The sequence below is a fragment of the Bradyrhizobium iriomotense genome, assembly GCF_018130765.1.
In the GTDB taxonomy this organism is placed as follows: domain Bacteria; phylum Pseudomonadota; class Alphaproteobacteria; order Rhizobiales; family Xanthobacteraceae; genus Bradyrhizobium; species Bradyrhizobium iriomotense_A.
Genome location: NZ_JAFCJZ010000011.1, coordinates 237906 through 257931, shown reverse-complemented (window position 1 = coordinate 257931; position 20026 = coordinate 237906). Strand labels below are relative to the sequence as shown.

19 protein-coding genes are annotated in these 20026 nt (G+C 63.9%); 2 read left to right on the top strand and 17 right to left on the bottom strand.

What is annotated here, in order from left to right; translation table 11 throughout:
* Positions 1–450: 450 nt before the first annotated feature.
* The gene (locus JQ635_RS20665; RefSeq protein WP_211411618.1) at positions 451–1584 is read left to right on the top strand and encodes a hypothetical protein; all 1134 of its coding nucleotides are present in this window, start codon (positions 451–453) and stop codon (positions 1582–1584) included.
* A gap of 352 nt (positions 1585–1936) precedes the next feature.
* Here JQ635_RS20665 and JQ635_RS39400 read toward each other — a convergent pair whose 3' ends face one another.
* The 10 genes from JQ635_RS39400 to JQ635_RS20615 form a co-directional block, all read right to left on the bottom strand.
* Positions 1937–2242: a hypothetical protein gene (locus JQ635_RS39400; protein ID WP_433996569.1), complete on the bottom strand. Its 306-nt coding sequence runs from the start codon at positions 2240–2242 to the stop codon at positions 1937–1939.
* A 32-nt stretch (positions 2243–2274) separates the two neighbouring features.
* On the bottom strand, positions 2275–2997 hold the full coding sequence (locus JQ635_RS20655) for a hypothetical protein (RefSeq protein WP_211411617.1): 723 nt from the start codon (positions 2995–2997) through the stop codon (positions 2275–2277).
* 130 nt (positions 2998–3127) lie between these two features.
* Positions 3128–3502, bottom strand: coding sequence for a hypothetical protein (locus JQ635_RS20650; protein ID WP_211411616.1), 375 nt, complete (start codon positions 3500–3502; stop codon positions 3128–3130).
* 15 nt (positions 3503–3517) lie between these two features.
* Complete coding sequence (locus tag JQ635_RS20645; RefSeq protein ID WP_211411615.1) at positions 3518–5107, bottom strand: CHAT domain-containing protein; 1590 nt, start codon at positions 5105–5107, stop codon at positions 3518–3520.
* Positions 5108–5111: 4 nt separating this feature from the next.
* Entirely contained in the window at positions 5112–6353 is a 1242-nt protein-coding gene (locus JQ635_RS20640; protein WP_211411614.1) for an ankyrin repeat domain-containing protein, read from the bottom strand.
* Between the two features lie 717 nt (positions 6354–7070).
* Positions 7071–8096, bottom strand: coding sequence for an ABC transporter ATP-binding protein (locus JQ635_RS20635; protein ID WP_211411613.1), 1026 nt, complete (start codon positions 8094–8096; stop codon positions 7071–7073).
* Entirely contained in the window at positions 8089–9069 is a 981-nt protein-coding gene (locus JQ635_RS20630; protein WP_211411612.1) for an ABC transporter ATP-binding protein, read from the bottom strand. The genes JQ635_RS20635 and JQ635_RS20630 overlap by 8 nt, the downstream gene beginning before the upstream one ends.
* Complete coding sequence (locus tag JQ635_RS20625; RefSeq protein WP_018642354.1) at positions 9066–9887, bottom strand: ABC transporter permease; 822 nt, start codon at positions 9885–9887, stop codon at positions 9066–9068. Before JQ635_RS20625 ends, JQ635_RS20630 begins: the two co-directional genes overlap by 4 nt.
* Positions 9884–10807 carry an ABC transporter permease gene (locus tag JQ635_RS20620; protein WP_130366422.1) on the bottom strand — a complete coding sequence of 308 codons (924 nt, stop codon included), beginning with the start codon at positions 10805–10807 and terminating at the stop codon, positions 9884–9886. Before JQ635_RS20620 ends, JQ635_RS20625 begins: the two co-directional genes overlap by 4 nt.
* Positions 10808–10861: 54 nt before the next feature.
* Positions 10862–12451 (bottom strand): ABC transporter substrate-binding protein, encoded by a 1590-nt coding sequence (locus JQ635_RS20615; protein ID WP_211411611.1) that lies wholly within the window; start codon positions 12449–12451, stop codon positions 10862–10864.
* A gap of 301 nt (positions 12452–12752) precedes the next feature.
* Here JQ635_RS20615 and JQ635_RS20610 point away from each other — a divergent pair, with 301 nt between their 5' ends.
* On the top strand, positions 12753–13637 hold the full coding sequence (locus tag JQ635_RS20610; RefSeq protein WP_211411610.1) for a hypothetical protein: 885 nt from the start codon (positions 12753–12755) through the stop codon (positions 13635–13637).
* Between the two features lie 13 nt (positions 13638–13650).
* On the opposite strand, the gene mtnK is transcribed toward JQ635_RS20610, so the two are convergent.
* From mtnK to nuoN, 7 genes are read right to left on the bottom strand one after another with little or no spacing between them, the layout of a single operon-like run.
* Entirely contained in the window at positions 13651–14943 is a 1293-nt protein-coding gene (gene mtnK / locus JQ635_RS20605) for an S-methyl-5-thioribose kinase (RefSeq protein ID WP_211411609.1), read from the bottom strand.
* A 33-nt stretch (positions 14944–14976) separates the two neighbouring features.
* Entirely contained in the window at positions 14977–15324 is a 348-nt protein-coding gene (locus tag JQ635_RS20600) for a hypothetical protein (RefSeq protein ID WP_211411608.1), read from the bottom strand.
* Between the two features lie 47 nt (positions 15325–15371).
* Positions 15372–15647 (bottom strand): DUF1467 family protein, encoded by a 276-nt coding sequence (locus JQ635_RS20595; protein WP_211411607.1) that lies wholly within the window; start codon positions 15645–15647, stop codon positions 15372–15374.
* 9 nt (positions 15648–15656) lie between these two features.
* The gene (gene mce, locus JQ635_RS20590; protein ID WP_211411606.1) at positions 15657–16061 is read right to left on the bottom strand and encodes a methylmalonyl-CoA epimerase; all 405 of its coding nucleotides are present in this window, start codon (positions 16059–16061) and stop codon (positions 15657–15659) included.
* 43 nt (positions 16062–16104) lie between these two features.
* Positions 16105–17775 (bottom strand): ribonuclease J, encoded by a 1671-nt coding sequence (locus JQ635_RS20585; protein ID WP_211411605.1) that lies wholly within the window; start codon positions 17773–17775, stop codon positions 16105–16107.
* Positions 17775–18581: a biotin--[acetyl-CoA-carboxylase] ligase gene (locus tag JQ635_RS20580; RefSeq protein ID WP_211411604.1), complete on the bottom strand. Its 807-nt coding sequence runs from the start codon at positions 18579–18581 to the stop codon at positions 17775–17777. The genes JQ635_RS20585 and JQ635_RS20580 overlap by 1 nt, the downstream gene beginning before the upstream one ends.
* 1 nt (position 18582) lies before the next feature.
* The gene (gene nuoN, locus JQ635_RS20575) at positions 18583–20019 is read right to left on the bottom strand and encodes an NADH-quinone oxidoreductase subunit NuoN (RefSeq protein WP_211411603.1); all 1437 of its coding nucleotides are present in this window, start codon (positions 20017–20019) and stop codon (positions 18583–18585) included.
* Between the last annotated feature and the right edge of the window lie 7 nt (positions 20020–20026).

The following is a 20026-nucleotide window of genomic DNA, read 5'->3' as shown; positions in this document are numbered from 1 at the left end:
TCTGTTACAACTTTACCCGTGCGCTCAACATCCTTGGATTCGACGGGTTTCTGGCCGCGCTCGCAAAGACGCTTGCTCTTTGCCGATGCATCCTCGCAGCCCTCCGGCGCCGCATCCAGCTTGCTCAAGGGGCACTCTGGGCAAATATCCGGCCTCTGCCCGCAATCGGCCCGTTCGCTCCGGCCTGACGCCGCCAGCGACCAAATCTTGCCCAGCCTCGTCGGGCAAAACAGGAGCAGGATGTCATGCTGCCGCTGCTCGCCTGCTTAGCCCCTTCAATCAGCAACTCGCACGCGACGCTCGGGCGCCCCCGCCCGCCACGGAGCGGATTGGCGAAAATCTAGCCAGAAGTTGACTCGGCCGCGCCCGGTTGGAGCTGTCTCGTTTGTGCTCCGTACAACTCCTTGCCTGCGGCAGTGTCCGCGCCGCACTAGCGGCCCCATCCGGGGTTTGGCTATTCTCGGCGACAGATTCGAGAGCGGAAATGAAATGAGATTTCGAGGATTTTCAAGCGTCTCGGCGGCAGCTGCGGCTGCTTTCCTCCTGATCCTGGCACAACCTGCCGCAGCCCAGTCCGGCGGCATCAGCCTCTATCAGCAGATCAACAACAACGCGGTGCAGAACCTCCTGCAGAGCCTTCGCGACCAGATCCGTGCACGCAGGCCGGGCTCGCCTCCCACGAGACTCCCGTTCAGCGCAGGCGGATCGGATTTCGACGCTCGCAATCCGTTTGCAGTCACCGGTTTTGACGACCGCTTCGAAGCTCTTGCCTACGCGAAAGCCCCGGCAGGCACACCTGCCGTCGCCTCAAGCTGGCTCTATGGCGCCAATCTGATTGGCAGCGGGGAGCGCTCCATGACCGGCGGTATCATCACCGACACAGCGTCGGTCACGGGGGCATTCGACGTTACGAAGATCGGGATTTTCAACGGCAATGACGCCTTGACCTTCATGGGAACGGGAGGCGACGCCAGGTCCCACCAGGGTGGCCTGTTGAACGTCGACACCACCGTCCCTTCGACCTCCGCTACGCTTGCCTATCTCAACGGAGGGTTCTCCCTCGACCTCACCAGCTTTGTCGGCTGGACGAGAAGCGCCCTGTCCGGCCCCGTATTCGTCCCGACCGTCATCGAGGGCAGCTCGGTCGGCTTCACCGGAAACGTGCAATACCGGATCGACTTGCCCTATTCCGTGTTCATCGAACCCGGAATTGGCATGACTTACTCCGAAGGCTACACGGCCAATTTCGGAACGAAGCTCTCGGACACCACCGAAGTGCACGCTGGCGGGCGATTGGGCACGGAAATGAAATGGATGACCTATACGGTTCAGCCGGCCGTCTCCCTGTTCGCCTATCAGATTACGGACTCCAGCGCGCTGGGAGTCGTTGGGCCGATCTTCCCGTCGAGCGCAATTGGCTATCGCGGATCGGGCAAGATCAGCGTTGTCTGGAGCGCAAATTTTTCGTCGTACCTCGAGGTGCACGCCACCGGCCAAGCCAGTGGCCCCAGCAAGCCGATCGCGGCTTACAACACGACCCAGACAACGGGAGTTCAGGCCGGTCTCCGCTACACGTGGAATTGAGCGCGTAGCGCCTTTGCGACGGAGCGGTGGCGCTTGATAAGAGCTCCCGGGCATGTTCCACTCAAGGTCGATTATTTTGAGGATAACCCGCAATGTCTGGCAGAGCGATTTTACTTGCATGCGCGACCTTCGTCCTCGGCAACGTTCTGATTACAGCCGATGCCCGGGCCCAGAATGTACAGGTGCCCGCCGGCGGGAACGGCGTCACTGTTCGCGCATTGCCCACCCCCAACACGCCAAGGCAGCCCAATCAGGTCCAGCCCCAGGGATTGCAGACAGGCAGTTATTCGCGTCCCAACAACCCGCAGAATTTGGGCCAACGCCCGGAACAGAATATCGCGGTCTCCGGTCCCTATGTGGGGGCGAAGGTGATCAGAAACGTGCCGTAAGGGCTGTTGTGAGAGGCGGCGCCTGACGCACTGTTTTCTACGGTCGGGATATATTCGCCGATCGGCTCGAAGTCGAAGTTGTGGGCAACACCGAAGATTCGATTGGCTGCGGCGAAGCCGACTACGTCGGCGAAGAGGCATTGCATGCAGGCTTGGCGCTCGGCTTCGAGGGGCGCGGTGCCGTTCTCGCCCTGGAAGAGCGAGACGGGATAGGCATCGCCGGCGGCTTCGGCGTGCCAGCAGGCTTGAACCAGAGAGGTTCGGCTCATTCGAGCCACGCTCGCCCCCTCTGGAGACTGCTTCACTCAGCTGTCAGCCAGCCAAGCTCGAAGAGCCGACGGACCACATCGTCGTATGGCTGACTCTGCGCAATCTGTTCTTTGGTCATGCCGAAATTCGCGATAACGCCTTGCTCGATCAGCTCGGTAACAAACCAGAGAAAAGCGGCGCGCATCTTTGGCCGATCCGTTTCATTGAGAGGCATGCTCTGCACGAGCTCGTAAAGCCCCTGAAGTCGCAACCGATTCGCGTCGGGCAACAGGTGGATGATGCGATCGCGCGGGAGGGCAAAGGCGGCCTGCACGTAGGACGAGACCAGAAACAGCTTTTCGAGACCGATCAGTTTGACGACGGGAAGCAATGCCGCGATTTGCTGCCGCGCCACAGGAGGCGCGGCCGCGATCAACGCCTCGTGCGGCTGCCTTTGTCCCGTCAGGACGAGCTCAGCCACCGCGACCGCGTCCTCCGATCCGGCCGGCGGGTCGCCATTATATTGACGGATCATGGCCATCACGCCGATGAACATGGCTTCATCCGGATTGAAGCCCAGGAACCCGCCGCCGCTGAAACCGGGAGATATTCCAAGGGAGCCAAGCCTGAGAGCCACCTGGTCGTTGATCTGCTGTTGTCGGCGGATGGCATCGGCCCTTTGTCTCAAGTCCGCTGCCTGTCCGATGATCTCCGCGGGTAGCTTTTGCCACGACCACCGCGCCAACAGGGCTGCATGGGCCACATTCTGGTGCATCCATATGTCCCAGATTTTCCCCATGAACCCCTGATATGGATTCTTCGCCTGGAAGAGCTTGCTGAGGATTCCGAAAATGGGAGCCTCCCATCATTGAGATGCAATGAGCGGCGGTGACCCCTTGAGCTTTTCAATCCCTGAGGGGCGCGCGCAATTCCTTGTTGATCTCCTCCGGAGTAACGCTCTCCAGCGAACGCAGCGTTCCGGCGATCTCCACCTTGATGGTCCGGATCAACGCGCCGCCTTCCGTGACCATTTTGCGCAAGGCAACAAGAAGCGTCGTTCCGGCGCCGACCGCACCGGTCATCGCGGTGAGCAGGACTGCGAGATGGGCGACCGCTGCAGGATCGAGATTTGCCTCCGAACGCACAGCCATGCCATCAACCGCAACACCCTTTACATCCCCGAGATTCGTGCGCGCCAACGCAGCGATCTCGTCTTCGTGTTTCGCAGCGATTTTGGGGTCCGGGTCCCCGTTGATCTCGACGAATATCTGCAAACTCATCGCAACCTCCGTTCGCTATGCTTTCTTGCCAAACTGCATCGCCGTGAACGGCGCCCAGTCGTAGTGTGTTCGGTGCAAGAGGTTCTTGTAGAGTTCCAGCGCTGCTATTTGGACGCTAGCGGCAGCGTCCGCCCCATTGACCCAGGCATCGTACACGATGCCCGCCATTGTCTTGGCGGCGCCGACCTCGGCATTCCAGAGTGATCCGATGACTTGGCGCGCGCCGGCGGCGCGAAATGCGGCCTGGAGCCCAAACAGATCGTCCCCGGGCCAAAATTGAATCCCCATCCCGCCGACGGCTCGTTGCCCGGAGCAGCAGGCGACGAGCACGACAAGGTCCGCGGGAACGCGAGACGTGGAGATCATGTCTGCAGTCAGGCGTTCCGACCCCAGCTGCAGGAACGACTCTCCAGGGACGTCGCCCTGCGCGGAGGTGCCGTGGCAAGCCAGCAGCAGGAAGGCGGCATGATCCAGCTCACCGACGGCCAGCATCCGTGCGAATGTCTTGCAGGCGCCGGGCTCTGTGAGCCGACTGGCGGGAAGTCCCCGAGCCGCGTGCCTTGCAACGATCTCTTCGGCAGCACCGTCAAATCCCTTGGTGGGTCGAGCATCGGGATAGAAGTCGATACCCGCAGCAACCACGCCTCGCCCGTCGGCAATCGATATACGACGATGGATGGCCCCGAGATTTGGAATCATTGTCCACGGAAAGCGTAACCCGAGCCGCCTCTCCTCAAATCTGATCATGCTGAAGGGAATCGCATGGAGCGACCGGTGCGGAAGGATGAAGAGCTTCCGGGCGCTCGTCAGTCGCGACGTCACCAGGCAGGGCAACAACACCGGGCGCAGGACGTCGAGCAATTCAGCCTCTTTGGGAGTGAAGGACCAGCCGTTGACCGCGCCGTTTCGAAGATGGGTCGAGAACGACTCCAGAATGCGCAACGCCTCTGGATCGACCGTCACCGACTTCGCCTGCAACGCATTTCGCTCGACGGTCGCGACCAGGAGACGGTCGGCTGCCAACCAGGTGTAGACGATGGCGAGTTCACCAATGTGCAGAGCATCCTGAACCAGCTTCAAATCCAATGGCGGTTCGTTTGGTAGCGCGGGCCGCTGGTTCTCTGCTGCCTTCAGCGCACACGCCAGATGTCCAGCGGCCAACGCCGCCGAGGTCGCGCTCTCGAAGACGCGAATGCGATCCCGCATGGCGGTGGCCCGGAGAATTGGATCCGTTGTTCGTTCGCGATGCTGTCGGGCCAGCTTGATCGCGCGCTGCGTCAGGTCGTAGGCGCATTCCGGCTTGGGCTCGTCGGCCTTCATCGCCGCGTCCGCCTCGATCGCGAGCGAGAGCGCCGTGACGTTCGGTGCAGACGTCTCGTCCACCAGCTCGCGCGCCTGCACGGCAAAGCGCCCGGCCCTGCCAGGCTCTTCGTCGAGGCAGGCGTCGGCCAGTTCCAGCAGGCACGCGGCTCGAACGACGCGCTGCGTCAGCGGGGCCGCCTGCGCTGCGAGCCGCTCGGCTGCCGCGAGCCGGTCTCGCCCGCGCACGCCCGACAGGCGTTGGAGCCGAACCTCGCTCAGGAGCTGATTGACTGCCAGGAGCACACTACTATTTCCGCCGGGTTAGCAGTTGATGCCGCTCGATGAGGCCTGCGTAGTGATCAGCCATGCTCGGGTTTCCGGGGTTGCCCGCATCCACCGGGCCGTAGGCAACCTTCAAGCCGCTATACAATCGATGGAAGAGCAGCCTGAGCTTCAGGATGTTGCCGGCACGCTGCACCGATTGTGCGCCACTTCCGCTACCGCCCGCGATCGATGCCATCATTTCGCTCAGGATCGCGTCGGCTGCCGGAGGTTGGTCGTAACCGGCCTGCTTCAAGGTCGCTTCGGCGTCCTTGAAGGTCGCGATCGCCGCCCATTGATTGCCGGTTTGCAACTGGATTTCACCCAGCTGGATCAAACAAGACGCTTTCGAGACCGTGGAAGGAGGTGCCGAGGCGGCCGCCGCCCGCGCGCGCGCAAGCCTCTGCTCAACATTGCCGGTCGCAACATCGACGCATGCTGCCGCGTTTTCAGCGGCCTCCCGGGCTTCGGCCAAAAGGCCAGCTCTTTCGAAACCGGCTTGAGCCGCCCTGTATTGAGTCGCTGCACGAGCAGGCAAACCCAGCACGGTATCGAGGATGAAGGCGGAGAGCCGCGAACATTCAGCCGCTTGCGCGAGAGGCGGCGCCGGCCATCCAAAAGCCGGTGCGGGCTGACCCGCAAGGGCCAAAAAGTCGGTCTCAATCTGCCGAAGTTCCGCGATCGTTGCCTCATCCACCTGCATCGACGACACGCCCAGCGCTGCCCCGGCAGCTGGCGGCAGGCTCCAGCCCATCGAGGCAAACGTGGCCTTCAGGCTCACGCGCCGAAGTCTTCCGGTCACATCGAAGAATGCATTCATCTGCCGCATGGGATCAGCGCCGCCGAAGACGTTCGGCCTTCGTCGAAGGCGTTCGACAACGGCAACATGCTCATTGATCGAAGCCGCATCCAACGCGGTCCTTCCGTTCGCGTCCCGCAGATCCCGATCGGCGCCATGGTCGAGCAATACGTTCACGGCAGCGAGTTGGCCCGTCATCGCCGCGGACATGAGCGCGGAAAAGCCGTTATCGCCGGCCGAGTTCGGATCGGCTCCCCTGGACAGCATGAGACGAAGAACATCGACTTGGCCACGTTCAGCCAGGAGGTTGAGCAATGTCGGCCCTCCCAGATAGATGTTTGGCGGCACTCCTCTGTTCAGCCCTTCGGTGACGGCCGCCAGATCACCCCTGATGGCCGCTCCTGCCAACACGATCTCTTCGTCTGTCATGCGTTTGCACCCCAACTTCGCCGGTAGAGCGCTCCGAACGAGCAAGACATGCTTTGCTCGTGTCGTGTTGGATCAGCTTTGTATGCGCCATCAACGGCAGGAAAGGCTGGCGTGACCAGCCAGAGCACCACCGTTCCTTGCCTGTTATCGCTGCTGTTGCGACCTCTCAAACGTCCAAGCAGGTCGAAAATGGGCCCGAAAGTTCGCGGAGTCGAAATCACTTGTCGTTTGGGAAGGCCCGCATAAGCACTTCCCCTTGCACAACCACAGAGCGACTTTAGCATGATATGCTCTGCCGTCAAAGCCGCTCTCCTGTTCTTTGCATCATGTGTTCATCAGCAAATACACAGCCGCGTAGAGCCAATTTATGCGCCTCACCGCGAAAACCGTGTGAACCAATTCACGACCAACACGCAACTTTTGGCCAACTGAAATCGAGCTCTTGAGGCTTATCATTTCCACGACAGATCGACGTCACCCGATCGGGTAAGCGATGGCTGGCCACCGACAATTGGCAGAGTCCTGCTGACGTTTTCGCGCATTGCAAATTTTGAGAAGCTGAGATCAGACGCGCCCGCGCTGGCCTCGACCGGCTTGAAAATGATGTGTGGGTGAGCCGAAGATGTCGCGGGGACCTTGGCAACCAAGGCGACGGCATCGCGGAGAGCTGCTGGATGCAGACCATCCGGGGACGCGCTCTATCCTTAGAGGCCTCTTCTAGACCGGAGCTAATCCCGCCTGCCCCGCAATCTCGCTACTCCGCCAGCACCTCACCGCATGCCCGTCGGCACGCGTCTCCAGTACCGGCCCCGGCTCGCTCCGGCACACCGCCTCCGCGTAACGGCAGCGCGGGCTGAAGGCGCAGCCGTTCGGCGGATTGAGCGGGTTGGGAAGGTCGCCCCCTGTCGTTGCCAGCGGTGCGTGGCGCAAGGGATCGGGGATGGCGGCGATCAGGGCTTGCGTATAGGGGTGCGCCGGCCGTTCGAAGATCTCGCGCCAGTCGCCGTTCTCGACGATGCGGCCGAGATACATCACGGCGACGCGGTCGCTCATATGCTCGACCACACCGAGGTCGTGGCTGATCATGATGTAGGACAGGCCGAGCGTGTCTTTCAGTTCCAGCAGCAGGTTGATGATCTGGGCGCGGATCGAGACGTCGAGCGCCGAGACGGGCTCGTCGCAGATGACGATCCTGGGATTGAGGATCAGCGCGCGGGCAATGCCGATGCGCTGGCGCTGGCCGCCGGAGAATTCATGCGGGTAGCGGTCGGCCTGCTCGGGTCGCAATCCCACATGCTTGAGCATGGTCGCGACGCGGTCCTCGATCTCGCTTTTCGCGGTCACGCCATGCACGCGCAGGGGATCCTCGAGCGTGCGGCGAACGGTCTGGCGTGGATTGAGCGAGGCGTAGGGATCCTGAAACACGATCTGCACGGTCCGCGCCAGGGCCTTGCGATCGGCGGACTGGCTGTTCGTCACGACCTCCCGCCCGTCCACCACGATGCGGCCACGCGTCGGCGCCAACAGGCCAAGGATCGACAAGGCGACGGTCGACTTGCCCGACCCGGACTCGCCGACGAGGCCGAGGCATTCCCCGCGCTTCAGCGTGAGATCGACACCGTCAACGGCACGGAGCAGCCGCCGCTCGCGGCCAAACAAGCCGCCTCCCAGCGGGAAATGAACCGCGAGATCCTCCACCCTGAGGATGAGATCGTCGTCCGGCTTCCTCTGCGGCTCATGCATGGTGGTAACACCTGACGAAACCGCCGGCCTCGAGGACATCCGTCTGCGGCGCGACCGTCCGGCAGATGTCGGTCGCCTGCGCGCAGCGCGGATTGAACCGGCAGCCGTTCGGAAAGCCGGTGATCGCCGGAACCACGCCCGCGATCTCCTTGAGCCTGGTGCGCCCGAGCGCGGCGCGGCTGCCGAGCCGCGGCAGCGAGGCGACGAGGCCCTGGGTATAGGGATGCGAGGGCGCGCGGAAGATATCGGCCGAGCCACGCTCCTCGACAATGCGGCCGGCATACATGACGGCAACACGGCGGCAGACATTGGCGACGAGGCCGAGATCATGGCTGATCATCAGGATTGCCGTTCCGCGCTCGGCGCAGAGATTGCGCATCAGCTCGATGATCTCCGCCTGCACGGTGACGTCGAGCGCTGTCGTCGGCTCGTCGGCGATCAGGAGATCCGGACCGCAGGCCAGCGCAATCGCGATCATGACGCGCTGGCGCATGCCACCGGACAGCTGGTGCGGATAGTCGTTCACGCGCCGCTCCGGCGCGGGCACGCGGACACTCGCCAGCGCCTCGATGGCCAGCTGGTTGGCTTCCCGCCAGCTCTTGCCCTTGTGCAGCACGAACATCTCGGCGATCTGCCGGCCCACCGGCGAGACCGGGTTCAGCGCCGTCATCGGCTCCTGGAAGATCATGGCGATGCGGTTGCCGCGCAGCTCGCGCTGGCCGGCGGCGGAGAGGTGCTGGATCTCCTTTCCCTCGAACCGAATGACGCCGCCACCGATCGACAGAGGCGGCCGCAGCAGTCCGATCAGAGCGAGCGCCGTGATGCTCTTGCCGCAGCCGGACTCGCCGACAAGGCCGAACGTCTCGCCGCGATCGATGCGGAACGAAACGCCTTCGGCAGCCGCAACGCGCCTCGATCCATCATCGAGATCGATGCGGAGATCCTCGACCTCGATCAGCGGGGAGCCCGTCATGTCCGCCGGCTCCGCGAGTGGGGATCAAGGATGTCGCGCAGGCCATCGCCGAGCAAATTGAGGCCGAGCACCGTCAGGAAGATGGCAAGGCCCGGAAACAGCGAGAGCCACGGCGCCGTGGTGATCTGGTCGCGGGCCTCCGAGAGCATGCTGCCCCAGCTCGGAAACGGCGGACGGACGCCGAGGCCGAGGAACGACAACGCGGCTTCGGAGAGCACCGCGCTGCCCATGCCGAGCGTGCCAATGACGACGATCGGCCCGAGCATGTTCGGCAAGAGCTGCGTGATCATGATGCGCAGGTCACCGTAGCCGAGCACGGTTGCCGCCTGCACATAGCCCTGGTTCCGCAGCGACAGCGCCGAGGCGCGCGCGAGGCGGCAGGTGAAGGACCAGTTGGTCAAGCCGAGTGCGATCAACAGGCTGGTGAGGCCCGGGCCGAGCACCGCCATGATGGCGAGCGCGAAGATCAGCGAGGGGATCGCGAGCATCAGATTGGTCAGGGCATTGACGACATCGTCCCACCAGCCGCCAAAATAGCCGGCGCTCAGGCCCAGCGCCACGCCGATGACGCTGTTGATGAGCTGGGAGACGATGCCGACGGTGAGGGAGACGCGTGCGCCGTAAAGGACGCGGGAATAGATGTCGCGGCCCTGCCCGTCGGTGCCGAACCACCAGGTCCAGCTCGGGGGTTCCTCCGCGTTCATCAGATTGGCGTCCATGACGGGATCGGTGTGCGCCAGCCAGGGCGCGAGCAGGCCGACGATGATCGCCAGCGCGAACAACGATCCGCCGATGACGAGATTGGCGCGGAGCTTCATGCGTATCTGATCCTGGGATCGATCACGCCGTAGAGCACGTCGATCAGCAGATTGATCGCGAGAAAGAACAGCACCACCACGAGAATGGAGCCCTGGACGGCGGGAATGTCGCGCTGCAGGACGCTGTCCACGAGCAGCGAGCCGATGCCCGGCCAGGAGAACAGTTTCTCGACCACGACCGCCTGTCCCATCAGCGCGCCGAACTGCAGGCCCATGGTCGTGAGGATGAGGACCAGCGCGTTGCGCATCACGTGCCACTTCACGACCCTGGTCTCGCTCATGCCCTTCGAGCGCGCCGTACGGACGAAGTCGGCCGTCATGATCTCGAGGACCGCCGCGCGCGTCGTCCGCGCCAGCAGCGCCATCGGCGAGACGCCAAGCGTCACCGCCGGCAGGATCAGATATTTGAGGCCGCCGTCGCCATAACCGAAACTCGGCAGCCAGCCGAGTTTGAGCGCGAACAGGTACATCAAGAGCAGTCCGAGCCAGAACTTGGCCAATGACAGGCCCGACACCGCCAGCACCATCGAGACGGTGTCGACGAGGCTGCCCGGCCGCAACGCCGCAATGAAGCCGAGCGGCACGCCGAGCAGAACCGCAAAGGCCATGGATGCGAAGATCAGCTGCAGGGTCGGCCATGCCCGCTTGGCGATCATGGTCGTGACCGGCTCGCGCGTCCGGAACGAGGCCCCGAGATCGCCGGTCGCAAGCCTCGCGACATAGGCGCCGAAGCGCATGTAGACGGGCTGGTCGAGGCCGAGCTGCTTCTTCATGCGCAGCTCGACCTGCGGATCGCTGTCGTCGCTCATGGTCGAGACGATGCTGCCGGGAACGACGCTGAACAGCACGAAGACCAGCAGCACGACGGCGAGCACGGTCGGAATGGTCTGCAGGAGACGACGGATCAGGAACGAGAGCATCTCAGCTTTTCCCCGCTCCCTCCCTCGCCTGTAGCGCTAGAGGGAGCGCGCGTGTCACTTCGCGGGCGAGGTCTCGTCGACCCAGAGGTCTTCGACGCTCTGGTGGGTCAGCTCCGTCGCGTTCAACTGAACTCCCTTGAGCCAGGGCTGCACCGCCATGACCGCCTTGTTGTAGTTGAAGAACCAGACCGGCGCCTCATCATAGAGCAGCGCATTGGCCTTCTGCAGCAGCTGGCCGCGCTTGGCGACGTCGTCGGCCTGCCCGGCCGCGTCCATCAACTTGTCGAAGTCGGCGTTCTTGAAGTTCATGTAGTTGCAGGCCGATTGCGGCGTCGCCGAGTGGAAGCATTTCAGCGCCGCCTGGGGATCCGGGCCGGTCTGCTGGGAATAGATGAAGGCCTGGTAGTCACCGGTGCGAACCACCTCCGCCAGCACCGCGGTCTCGACCTGCTTGACCTTGGCCTTGATGCCGACCTTATCCAGCATCGGGATGACCGCCGTGACGATCGGCAGGCCCCAGCTTTCATTCTGGCTGGTGGTCCATTCGAATTCGAAGCCGTTGGGATAGCCCGCGTCCGCGAGCAGCTGCTTGGCCTTCGCCGGATCGAAGGGATACGGCTTCATGGTCTTGTCGTAGAGCGGCGAGGTCAGCGGCAGCCAGCTGGTGGCGCGATAGGCCTTGCCCTTGACCAGCTTGTTGATGATCAGGTCGGTATCGATCGCATAGTTGATCGCCTGCCGGACGCGCTTGTCGGCGAACGGCTTGAACGAGGTGTTCATCCCCATGTAGCGCGTGAAGACCTCGGCGACCTCGACAATGGTGCCCTTGAGGTCGGCGTCGGACTGGTAGGCGACATACTGCGCAGGTCCCAGCACCGAGGTGTCGATCTCCTTGTTGCGGAAGGCGACATCGCGTGCCGCGGCCTCGCCCATCACCGAGACGATGACCTTGTCGGCGTAGGGCTTGCCGGGCTTGTAGAACCGGTCCCAGCGCTCAAGCACGATGCGCGATCCCGGCACGTGCTCGACGAACTTGAAGGGACCGAGACCGATCGGCTTCTGGATAAAGCTCTCCTTGGCGGCCTCGTCGGCGGGATAGATCGAGGTCAGCGCGGTGAAGAAGTAGAAGCCCGGATCAACCTTCTCGGTCAGCTTCATCTCGATGGTGAAGTCGTCGATCTTTTTCAGGCCGGAAATTTCCTTGGCCTGGCCCTTCTCTACGGCGGCGGCCCCCTCAATCACGCGGACATAGCGCGCGCCGGGATAGGCCTTGGCGCCGTCCATGATGCGGTTGTAGGACCAGATGACGTCGTCGGCGGTCATCTTGCGGCCATTGTGGAAATAGGCGTCGTCGCGAAGCTTGAAGGTGTAAACGAGGCCACCACCCGAGACGACAGCCTCCCTGGCAAGCTCCGGAACCGGCTTGCCTTCCGCGGAATCCCAGATGTAGAGCGAGCGGTGCAGCGCCTTGGCGTAGATCTCGTCCTGGGCGCGCTGGGTGGTGTGAATGTCGAGGCTGGTGAAACTCGAGCCGTAGGGCGCCGTCATCCGGATGGTTCCGCCCTTGCGCGGCGTCTGGGCTTCCACTGATCCGGCGAGCGCCAGTCCCAACCCAGCGACGATCGCCACTACCTTGAACATCATGTCCCCTCCGGCACTGCAGGCATATTCCAGTCACGGAGTTGACCACTCGCGGCACGTCGAGCGCAAGCACCTCTTTTCGTCTTGGATGCCGCAGTTGCTGGCAACGCATTCTCCAGGACGCCCGCCCGGGAGAAAAAACCCTCAAGATGAGGTCGTGCTCTGCGGCGAGCCCCTCAAACCATCCAGAATCGGAAGCGGAAACAACGATCTACGAACGGTGAACGTCCCGCCTGATCGATGCGACCAAGCTCAGGACAAGGGCCTTCCGTCCAAGGATCTCGTCGAGACAGGAATCCGAATTATGAAAAGCCGAACACTAGGTGCTCTGCTTATCGGCGGTCTGATCGCCGCCACGGCTGTGCTGGCGCGCCCGGTCGCGGCAAGCCCCGGTGGCGAGAGCTCGGCCGACAGCATCCGCTTCGGCTGGAGTCGCACCTCCGGCTCGGACAACTATGTCGACCAGACGTGGTGGGCGGTCCGGGGCCATGACACTCCGGATAATTTCGTCGACCGACTGCTCAGCATCCCTGTCGGGGCGATAGCACGCGGCGCGAGCGCCAGTTTCGAGGCCAAGCTGTCCGACGACACCGGCCTGCCACTGCCGGAGGGCTGGGCCCTGACGACGGCGAAGAACTCGCCGCTGATCAGGTCGGTTTACGCAGAGACGCCGCGCGATTTCGCAACCGTGCTCGGATTCTATCGCACCGAGCTCAGCGAGCGCGGCTGGACGGAGAATGACAATGCGGTCCTGGAGCCAGACCGGGCCGTGATCGCGTTCACGACGGCCCATGGACCCGCCCTGCTCCGGCTCTCACGTCAGGACGACAGGACAATCACCGAGCTGTCGCAGCGCAAGCGGGCGGTCGCGACGGCCGGCCTCCAGCCGAAGCCTGGGCAAGTGAGGCTGATGCTCGGCAACAAGACGGATGACAATGCGGTCATCACCGTCGCCGAGCAGACGATCAAGCTGGCGGCGCACGCCGGCGAGAAATTGGCGAACTCCGACAGCGCCGCAGGCGAATTGCCGGACAGCCAGAAGATCGATCTGCCGCCCGGCAGGTACAAGATCACACTCAAAGTCGACGGCAGTGCAGCAGAAAGCCGGGAGTTCGAGGTCGCGGCCAACGAGACCTGGGGCCTGCTGGCCGGCACGGACGGCGTCCTGCTGCCGATGCGGCTTTATTGAGGCGCGTCAGCCTCTAGCCGTTAGCAAACTCCGGCTGCCAATCGCGTAGCTTTCGCGCGGCGCCGGTGACGTTGGCGATCGTCCGGAATGCCCCCGTCTCCACCATCATCGCCCTCGCCAGCCGCACGGCGCGGGCCTCGGTGCTCGCCCGCTGCCTGGGGTCCTCGATCAGCTCGAAATCGATGTTGTGGGCAAGGCCGAAGATGCGGCGGATGATTTTTGCCGCGGCGAAGCCGACAGTGTCGGCGAACAGGCGCTGCATGTAGGCCTGCCGCTCGGCCTCCAGCCGCGCGGCGCCCTTCTCGCCCGGAAAGAGCGAGGGCGGATAGGCATCACCGGCGGCGCCGGCGCGCCAGAGATCGAGGAATTTGCCGGCGAACCCGGTCCAGACCTGCTCGACGGCGTCCAGCACCCAACCTTCAAACGCCTGCCGTTCGCCCGGCGCACGCTCGTGGCCGGCGGAGGCGAAATAGGCCATCAGCAGATTGGCCAGCACCGCGCCGACGTCGAACCCCATCGGGCCGTAGAACGCGAATTCAGGGTCGATCACCCGCGTCTGGCTCTCCGTGACCATAATCGAGCCGGTGTGGAGGTCGCCATGGAGCAGCGCCTCGGGACTCGCCATGAACTTCAGCTTCAGCCGGGAGATCGCGACATGCAGCTCCAGGTCGTCGCGCAAATCGGCGGCGAGGCCGTCGAGATACGGCGCGGTCCAGCGGTTCTGTTCGGCGATGCGGTAGGGATCGGCGAAGATCAAATCCTCGGTGATTTTGCAAAGCGCGTGGTTGCCGGCGAACGCGGCGATGCCCTCTTTTTTCTCGGCGGCGGAGAGTGCGAGGTCCGAGGTGAAGAACAGGGTGCGCGCCATGAAGGTGGTGATGTCGTCCGTGAAGCGCGGATAGCGCGTTCCCGCGACCAGGCCCTTGCGCATGATGATGTGGGGCTCGAGCAGCTCCATCACCGTCAGCGCCAGCTTTTCGTTGTGATGCAACAGCACCGGCACGAGGCTGGGCGCGAGCTGGGCCTGCCGGGACAAGGCCAAAAATTCGTAATGGGCCCGCGACAGCGGCAGCGGCCAGCTCTCGCCAACGAGACGAACGTAAGGCAGCGCCTGCTTCACGGCGACACCGCCGCGCGCGCCCTTGACGATGAAGACGAGGTTGAGATTGCCGTCGCCGACCTCGGTGATCGCCCAGGATGCGGGATCGCCGCCGAGCAGCGCCTTCAGGTCCGCAAGGCCCGCGAGATAATCCCGCAAGGCCGCCTCATGCAGAATCCGATAATCCCCTGCCCGGTCCCCGGTCATGACGATCCCACCCCATAAGTATGGGCCGGATCGTTACTCCCGCTCCAGGAAGCTCGAGCCGATCTCGGCCTTTCTTTTGATCGGATCGTAATCGCAATAGACGCTGTCCGCCACCAGCGTGTAGCTGGCGATGACGTTGTATTTGTCCGGCTTGACCGAGTTCAGCCCGATCACCGAGGTGCTCTTGCCGCCATTCCACTTGAATGGCGTCGAGCTCTTGGCCTGCTCGCAGGCCATCACCGCCTCGTTGAAGACATAGCCCTCGACGAACGCCTTCAGCGTCCGGGCCTGAACGGCGATCTTCCATTCGAAATAGCCGATGGCGCCGAGACCAGCGACGATCAGCGCCAGAAGCGCGACGACGATCCGTTGAAAAGTCATTCGTTCCCCCAACAACCATGCAACAAGAAAAATCTAGCGAAGAATACCTAAAACGGCATGCCCATCATTTTCGACAGGCGTTCGATCGAGAGATAGCCGGCATGGTAAGCCACCATGCCGAGACCGTAGATGACGGCCGAGATGATCGTGGTCCAGATCAGCTTGGGGGCCATCCGGGTCAGGATCGGCGCGCCGGGATCGGTGCCGGGGGCGCCGACGCCGTCCTCGTGCTGGCTGCGCACGCCGAACGGCAGCGTCAGGAACAGCGCGATCCACCAGATGACGAAGTAGATCGCAAGCGCGGTCGAGATCTGGATGGCCATGGGGCGGCCTTACGCCTGCTCGATTTCGACCAGCGCGCCGGAAAAATCCTTGGGGTGCAGGAACAGCACCGGCTTGCCGTGGGCGCCGATCTTCGGCACGCCATCGCCGAGCACCCTTGCCCCCTCCTTCACCAGCGTGTCGCGCGAGCGGATGATGTCGACCACCTCGTAGCAGACATGGTGGATGCCGCCGTCGGCATTGCGCTCCAGGAACTTTGCGATCGGCGAGCTCTCGCCGAGCGGCTCGATGAACTCGATCTTGGTATTGGGCAGGGTTGCGAACACGGTGGTGACGCCGTGCTCGGGCAGCGGCACCGCCTCCGAGATCTGGGCACCGAATGCCGCACCGTAGATCTTTGCGGCCTTGACGGCGTCCTTGGTCGCGATCGCGACGTGATTGAGGCGACCCAGCATGTTTCTTCTCCCTCAGGGCGTGATCCGCAAGACCACACCTAGTCTACACTGTCAGGACATGTACCAGACAGGGGGGCTTTTTGCCCCAATGTTCGTTGATGACGGCCCGGACCGCGCGCCGCACAGACTCGGCCAGGGCATCCGGATCTCGCCGGCGCGCCTTCGGCAGCCCCTCGATCGTGGACATCACCGCGTCGAAGACGAGGTCGTCGAAGGTCTCGCCCGCCCTGTTCTTCTCGGGGATGCCGACCAGATCGACCTCGGGTTCGTCGGCAAGTTCGCCCTGCGCGGTCATGGCGATGGCGACGAAGGCGCAGCCGGAGAAGGCCATGCGGCGGCGCTCGACCACGGCACGGGATTTTGAGTCCTCCAGGATCGTGCCGTCCTTGTAGAGCCGGCCCGAGGGCACCTCGCCGACGATGCCGGGATCGCCGGGGCCGAGCTTGACGAGATCGCCATTGCGGCAGACCAGCACGCGCGGCACGCCGGCGGCGCGCGCGAGCTTTGCATGCTCGTGCAGATGCAGGGCCTCGCCGTGAACCGGGATCAGCAGCTGCGGCTTCACCCAGGAGATCAGGTCGCGCAGCTCGTCGCGGCGTGGATGGCCGGAGACGTGGACCAGCGCGTCGCGGTCGGTGATGATTTCGACGCCCTGGAGCACCAGATTGTTGATGATCGAGCCGACCGCCTTCTCGTTGCCGGGAATGGTGCGCGAGGAGAAGATGACGCTGTCGCCGCGGTTCAGGGTGATCTCGGGATGGTCGTCATTGGCGATGCGCGCCAGCGCGGCGCGCGGCTCGCCCTGGCTGCCGGTGCATAGCGCCAGCACCTTGTCTTGCGGCAGATGGCCGTAGACCTCGGGCGAGCGGAAATTCTGCACGCCGTCGAGATAACCAGTCTCGCGCGCGACCTGCACCACGCGTTCCATGGCGCGGCCGACCACGACGACCTCGCGGTCGGCGGCTTTCGCAGCATCGGCCACAGCTTTGACGCGTGCGACGTTGGAGGCGAAGGTCGTGACCGCGACGCGGCCCTTGGCCGATTTGACGAGCTCGATGATGGTTTTGGCGACCTCGGCTTCCGAAGGCGAGCGGCCGTCGCGCACGGCGTTGGTGGAATCGCCGATCAGGGCGAGCACGCCCTCCTCGCCGAGCTCGCGCAGCCGCTTCTCGTCGGTCGGAGCCCCCAGCGTCGGGGTCGGGTCAATCTTCCAGTCGCCGGTGTGCAGAACGATGCCGGCTTCGGTGCGGATCGCGAGCGCATGCGCCTCCGGAATCGAATGCGCGACGGGAATGAACTCGACGTTGAACGGGCCGATATCGACGCGGCCGCCTGACGGCACCACGGTCACCGGAATCTCGGGCGCATTGCGCTCGGCGGCGCATTTGGCCTCGAACAGCGCGGCGCTGAACTTGGTCGCATAGATCGGGCATTTCAGCTTCGGCCAGAGGTCGATGATGGCGCCGAAATGGTCCTCATGGGCGTGCGTCAGCACGAGGCCCATCAGGTTCTTGCGCTCCTTCTCCAGGAAGCTGATGTCGGGCATGATCAAATCGATGCCCGGCAGATGCTCCTCGTCGCCGAAGGAGACGCCGAGATCGACCGCCAGCCAGGAGCGCTGGTGGCGGTTGCCGAGGCCATAGATCGACAGGTTCATGCCGATCTCGCCGACGCCGCCGAGCGGCGCAAACACCAGTTCGTCGGACCTCGCCATCACGCAGCCCCCGCCGAACGGGCCGGGCCGAAGAAGACCTCGCCGGCCGCCACCGGCACGCGCCGGCCGTCCTCGGTGCGGACGATCAGGCAGCCGGTGTCATCGATGGTGTCGAAAATGCCTTCCAGCGTCGTCGTCCCCGTGTGGATCGCGACTTTCTCGCCGAGGCCGGCGGCGCGCTCAAGCCACAGCTTACGGATATCGGCAAAGCCGCGGCCATTGTCCCATATGCCACGGAACTCGACCCAGGCGTCAGACAGGGCCGTAAACAGCTCCTCCGCGCTGATCTGGACGCCGAGCGCTGCGAGCGACACCGCGGGCGTCGGCGTGCCCTCGGGCGCGGCGACGACATTGGTGCCGATGCCGACGACGATGGCCAGGCGATCGCCGACGGCCTCTGCCTCCAGGCCGATGCCGACGAGCTTCTTGCCATTGGCGAGCACATCATTCGGCCATTTCAGGGCGTATCGGGGACGGTCGGGACCGAGCCGCAGCGCGGCCTCAACGCTGACCTTCTCCAGGGCGGCCTCCTCCGCCAGCCCCGCCGCAAACCCGATGGTGGCGGCAACCGCTGGCGCGATGTCCAGGACCTCGAGGACGCTGGCGGCGAGGTTGCCTTTGGGCGCGATCCAGGCGCGCTGGCGGCGGCCGCGGCCGGCAGTCTGATCGGACGTGACGAACCACATCGGGCCGCGCTCGCCGGCCCGCGCGTGCTCGATCGCGTCGGTATTGGTCGAGCCGGTCCGTTCGAAAACCGCGAGCTTGTAGCCCGCCGCGATTGCGCGAGGACCGAGCGCGAACCCCATCCTAGAACAGCGACTTTGCCGCGGCGGAGGCGACGCTCACCACGGGACCTGCGAACAATGCGAACAGGATGTTGAACAGGCCCGCAACCGCCAGCACCGTCTTCACCTCGACGCGGACCGGATCGACCTGGCCGGCCGGCTCGTCGAAGTACATCGTCTTGACGATGGCGAGATAATAGTAGGCGCCCACGACGCTGGTCAGCACGCCGATGACGGCGAGCGTGAACAGGTTGGCCTTGATCGCGGCGACGAAGACATACCATTTGGCGAAGAAGCCGGCGAGCGGCGGAACGCCCGCGAGCGAGAACAGCAGCATCGCGAAGAAGAAGGCGAGCAGCGGATTGGTGCGCGACAGGCCGGCGAAATCGCTGATCTGCTCGACCGCCTGGCCGTTGCGCTTCATGGCGAGGATGATCGAGAACGCGCCGAGCGTCATCGAGACGTAGATCACGATGTACATCAGGACGCCCTGCGCGCCCTCGACCGTGCCCGAGGCAAGGCCGACCAGCGCAAAGCCCATGTGGCCGATCGAGGAATAGGCCATCAGGCGCTTGATGTTGCTCTGGCCGATCGCGGCGAAGGCGCCGAGCGCCATCGAGGCGATCGCCACGAACACCAGGATCTGCTGCCACTGCGACAGGATGCCCGGGAATGCCGTCAGCGTGACACGGGTGAAGACGGCGAGCGCGGCCACCTTCGGCGCCGAGGCGAAGAAGGCGGTGACCGGGGTCGGGGCGCCCTCATACACATCCGGCGTCCACATGTGGAACGGCACGACCGAGATCTTGAAGCAGAGGCCAGCGAGCAGGAAGACCAGGCCGAACACCAGGCCGATATTCGCGGTCGTCACGGCCGAAGCGATGCCGGTGAAGCTGACCGTGCCGGTGAAGCCATAAATCAGCGAGGAGCCGTAGAGCAGCATGCCCGAGGACAGCGCGCCCAGCACGAAATACTTCAGGCCGGCTTCAGTCGACTTGGCGTTGTCGCGGTTCGAGGCGGCCACGACATAGAGCGCCAGCGACATCAATTCGAGGCCGAGATAGAGCGAGATCAGGTCGCCGGCCGAGATCAGCACCATCATGCCGAGCGTCGAGAGCAGCACCAGGATCGAATATTCGAAGATGCGGCGCGAGGGATCGGACAGGAACTCGGTCGACAGCACCAGCGTCACCGCCGAGCCGATCAGGGCCAGGATCTTCATGAAGCGGGCGAAGTCGTCGACGATGAAGCTGCCGCCGAAGGTCACCTGCTTGCCCGCGGGCTGGGCGTAGACGAGCACGCCGACCACGACCAGCAGCAGGACCGCCAGCGAGGTGACCGTCCTGGTCGTCTCCTGCCCGCGATAGGCTCCCAGCATCAGAAGCGCCATGCTGCCGACCGCGAGCACGAGCTCGGGCAACACCGGCGCCAATTGATAACCTGCAGTCTCAAAGCTCATGGCGATA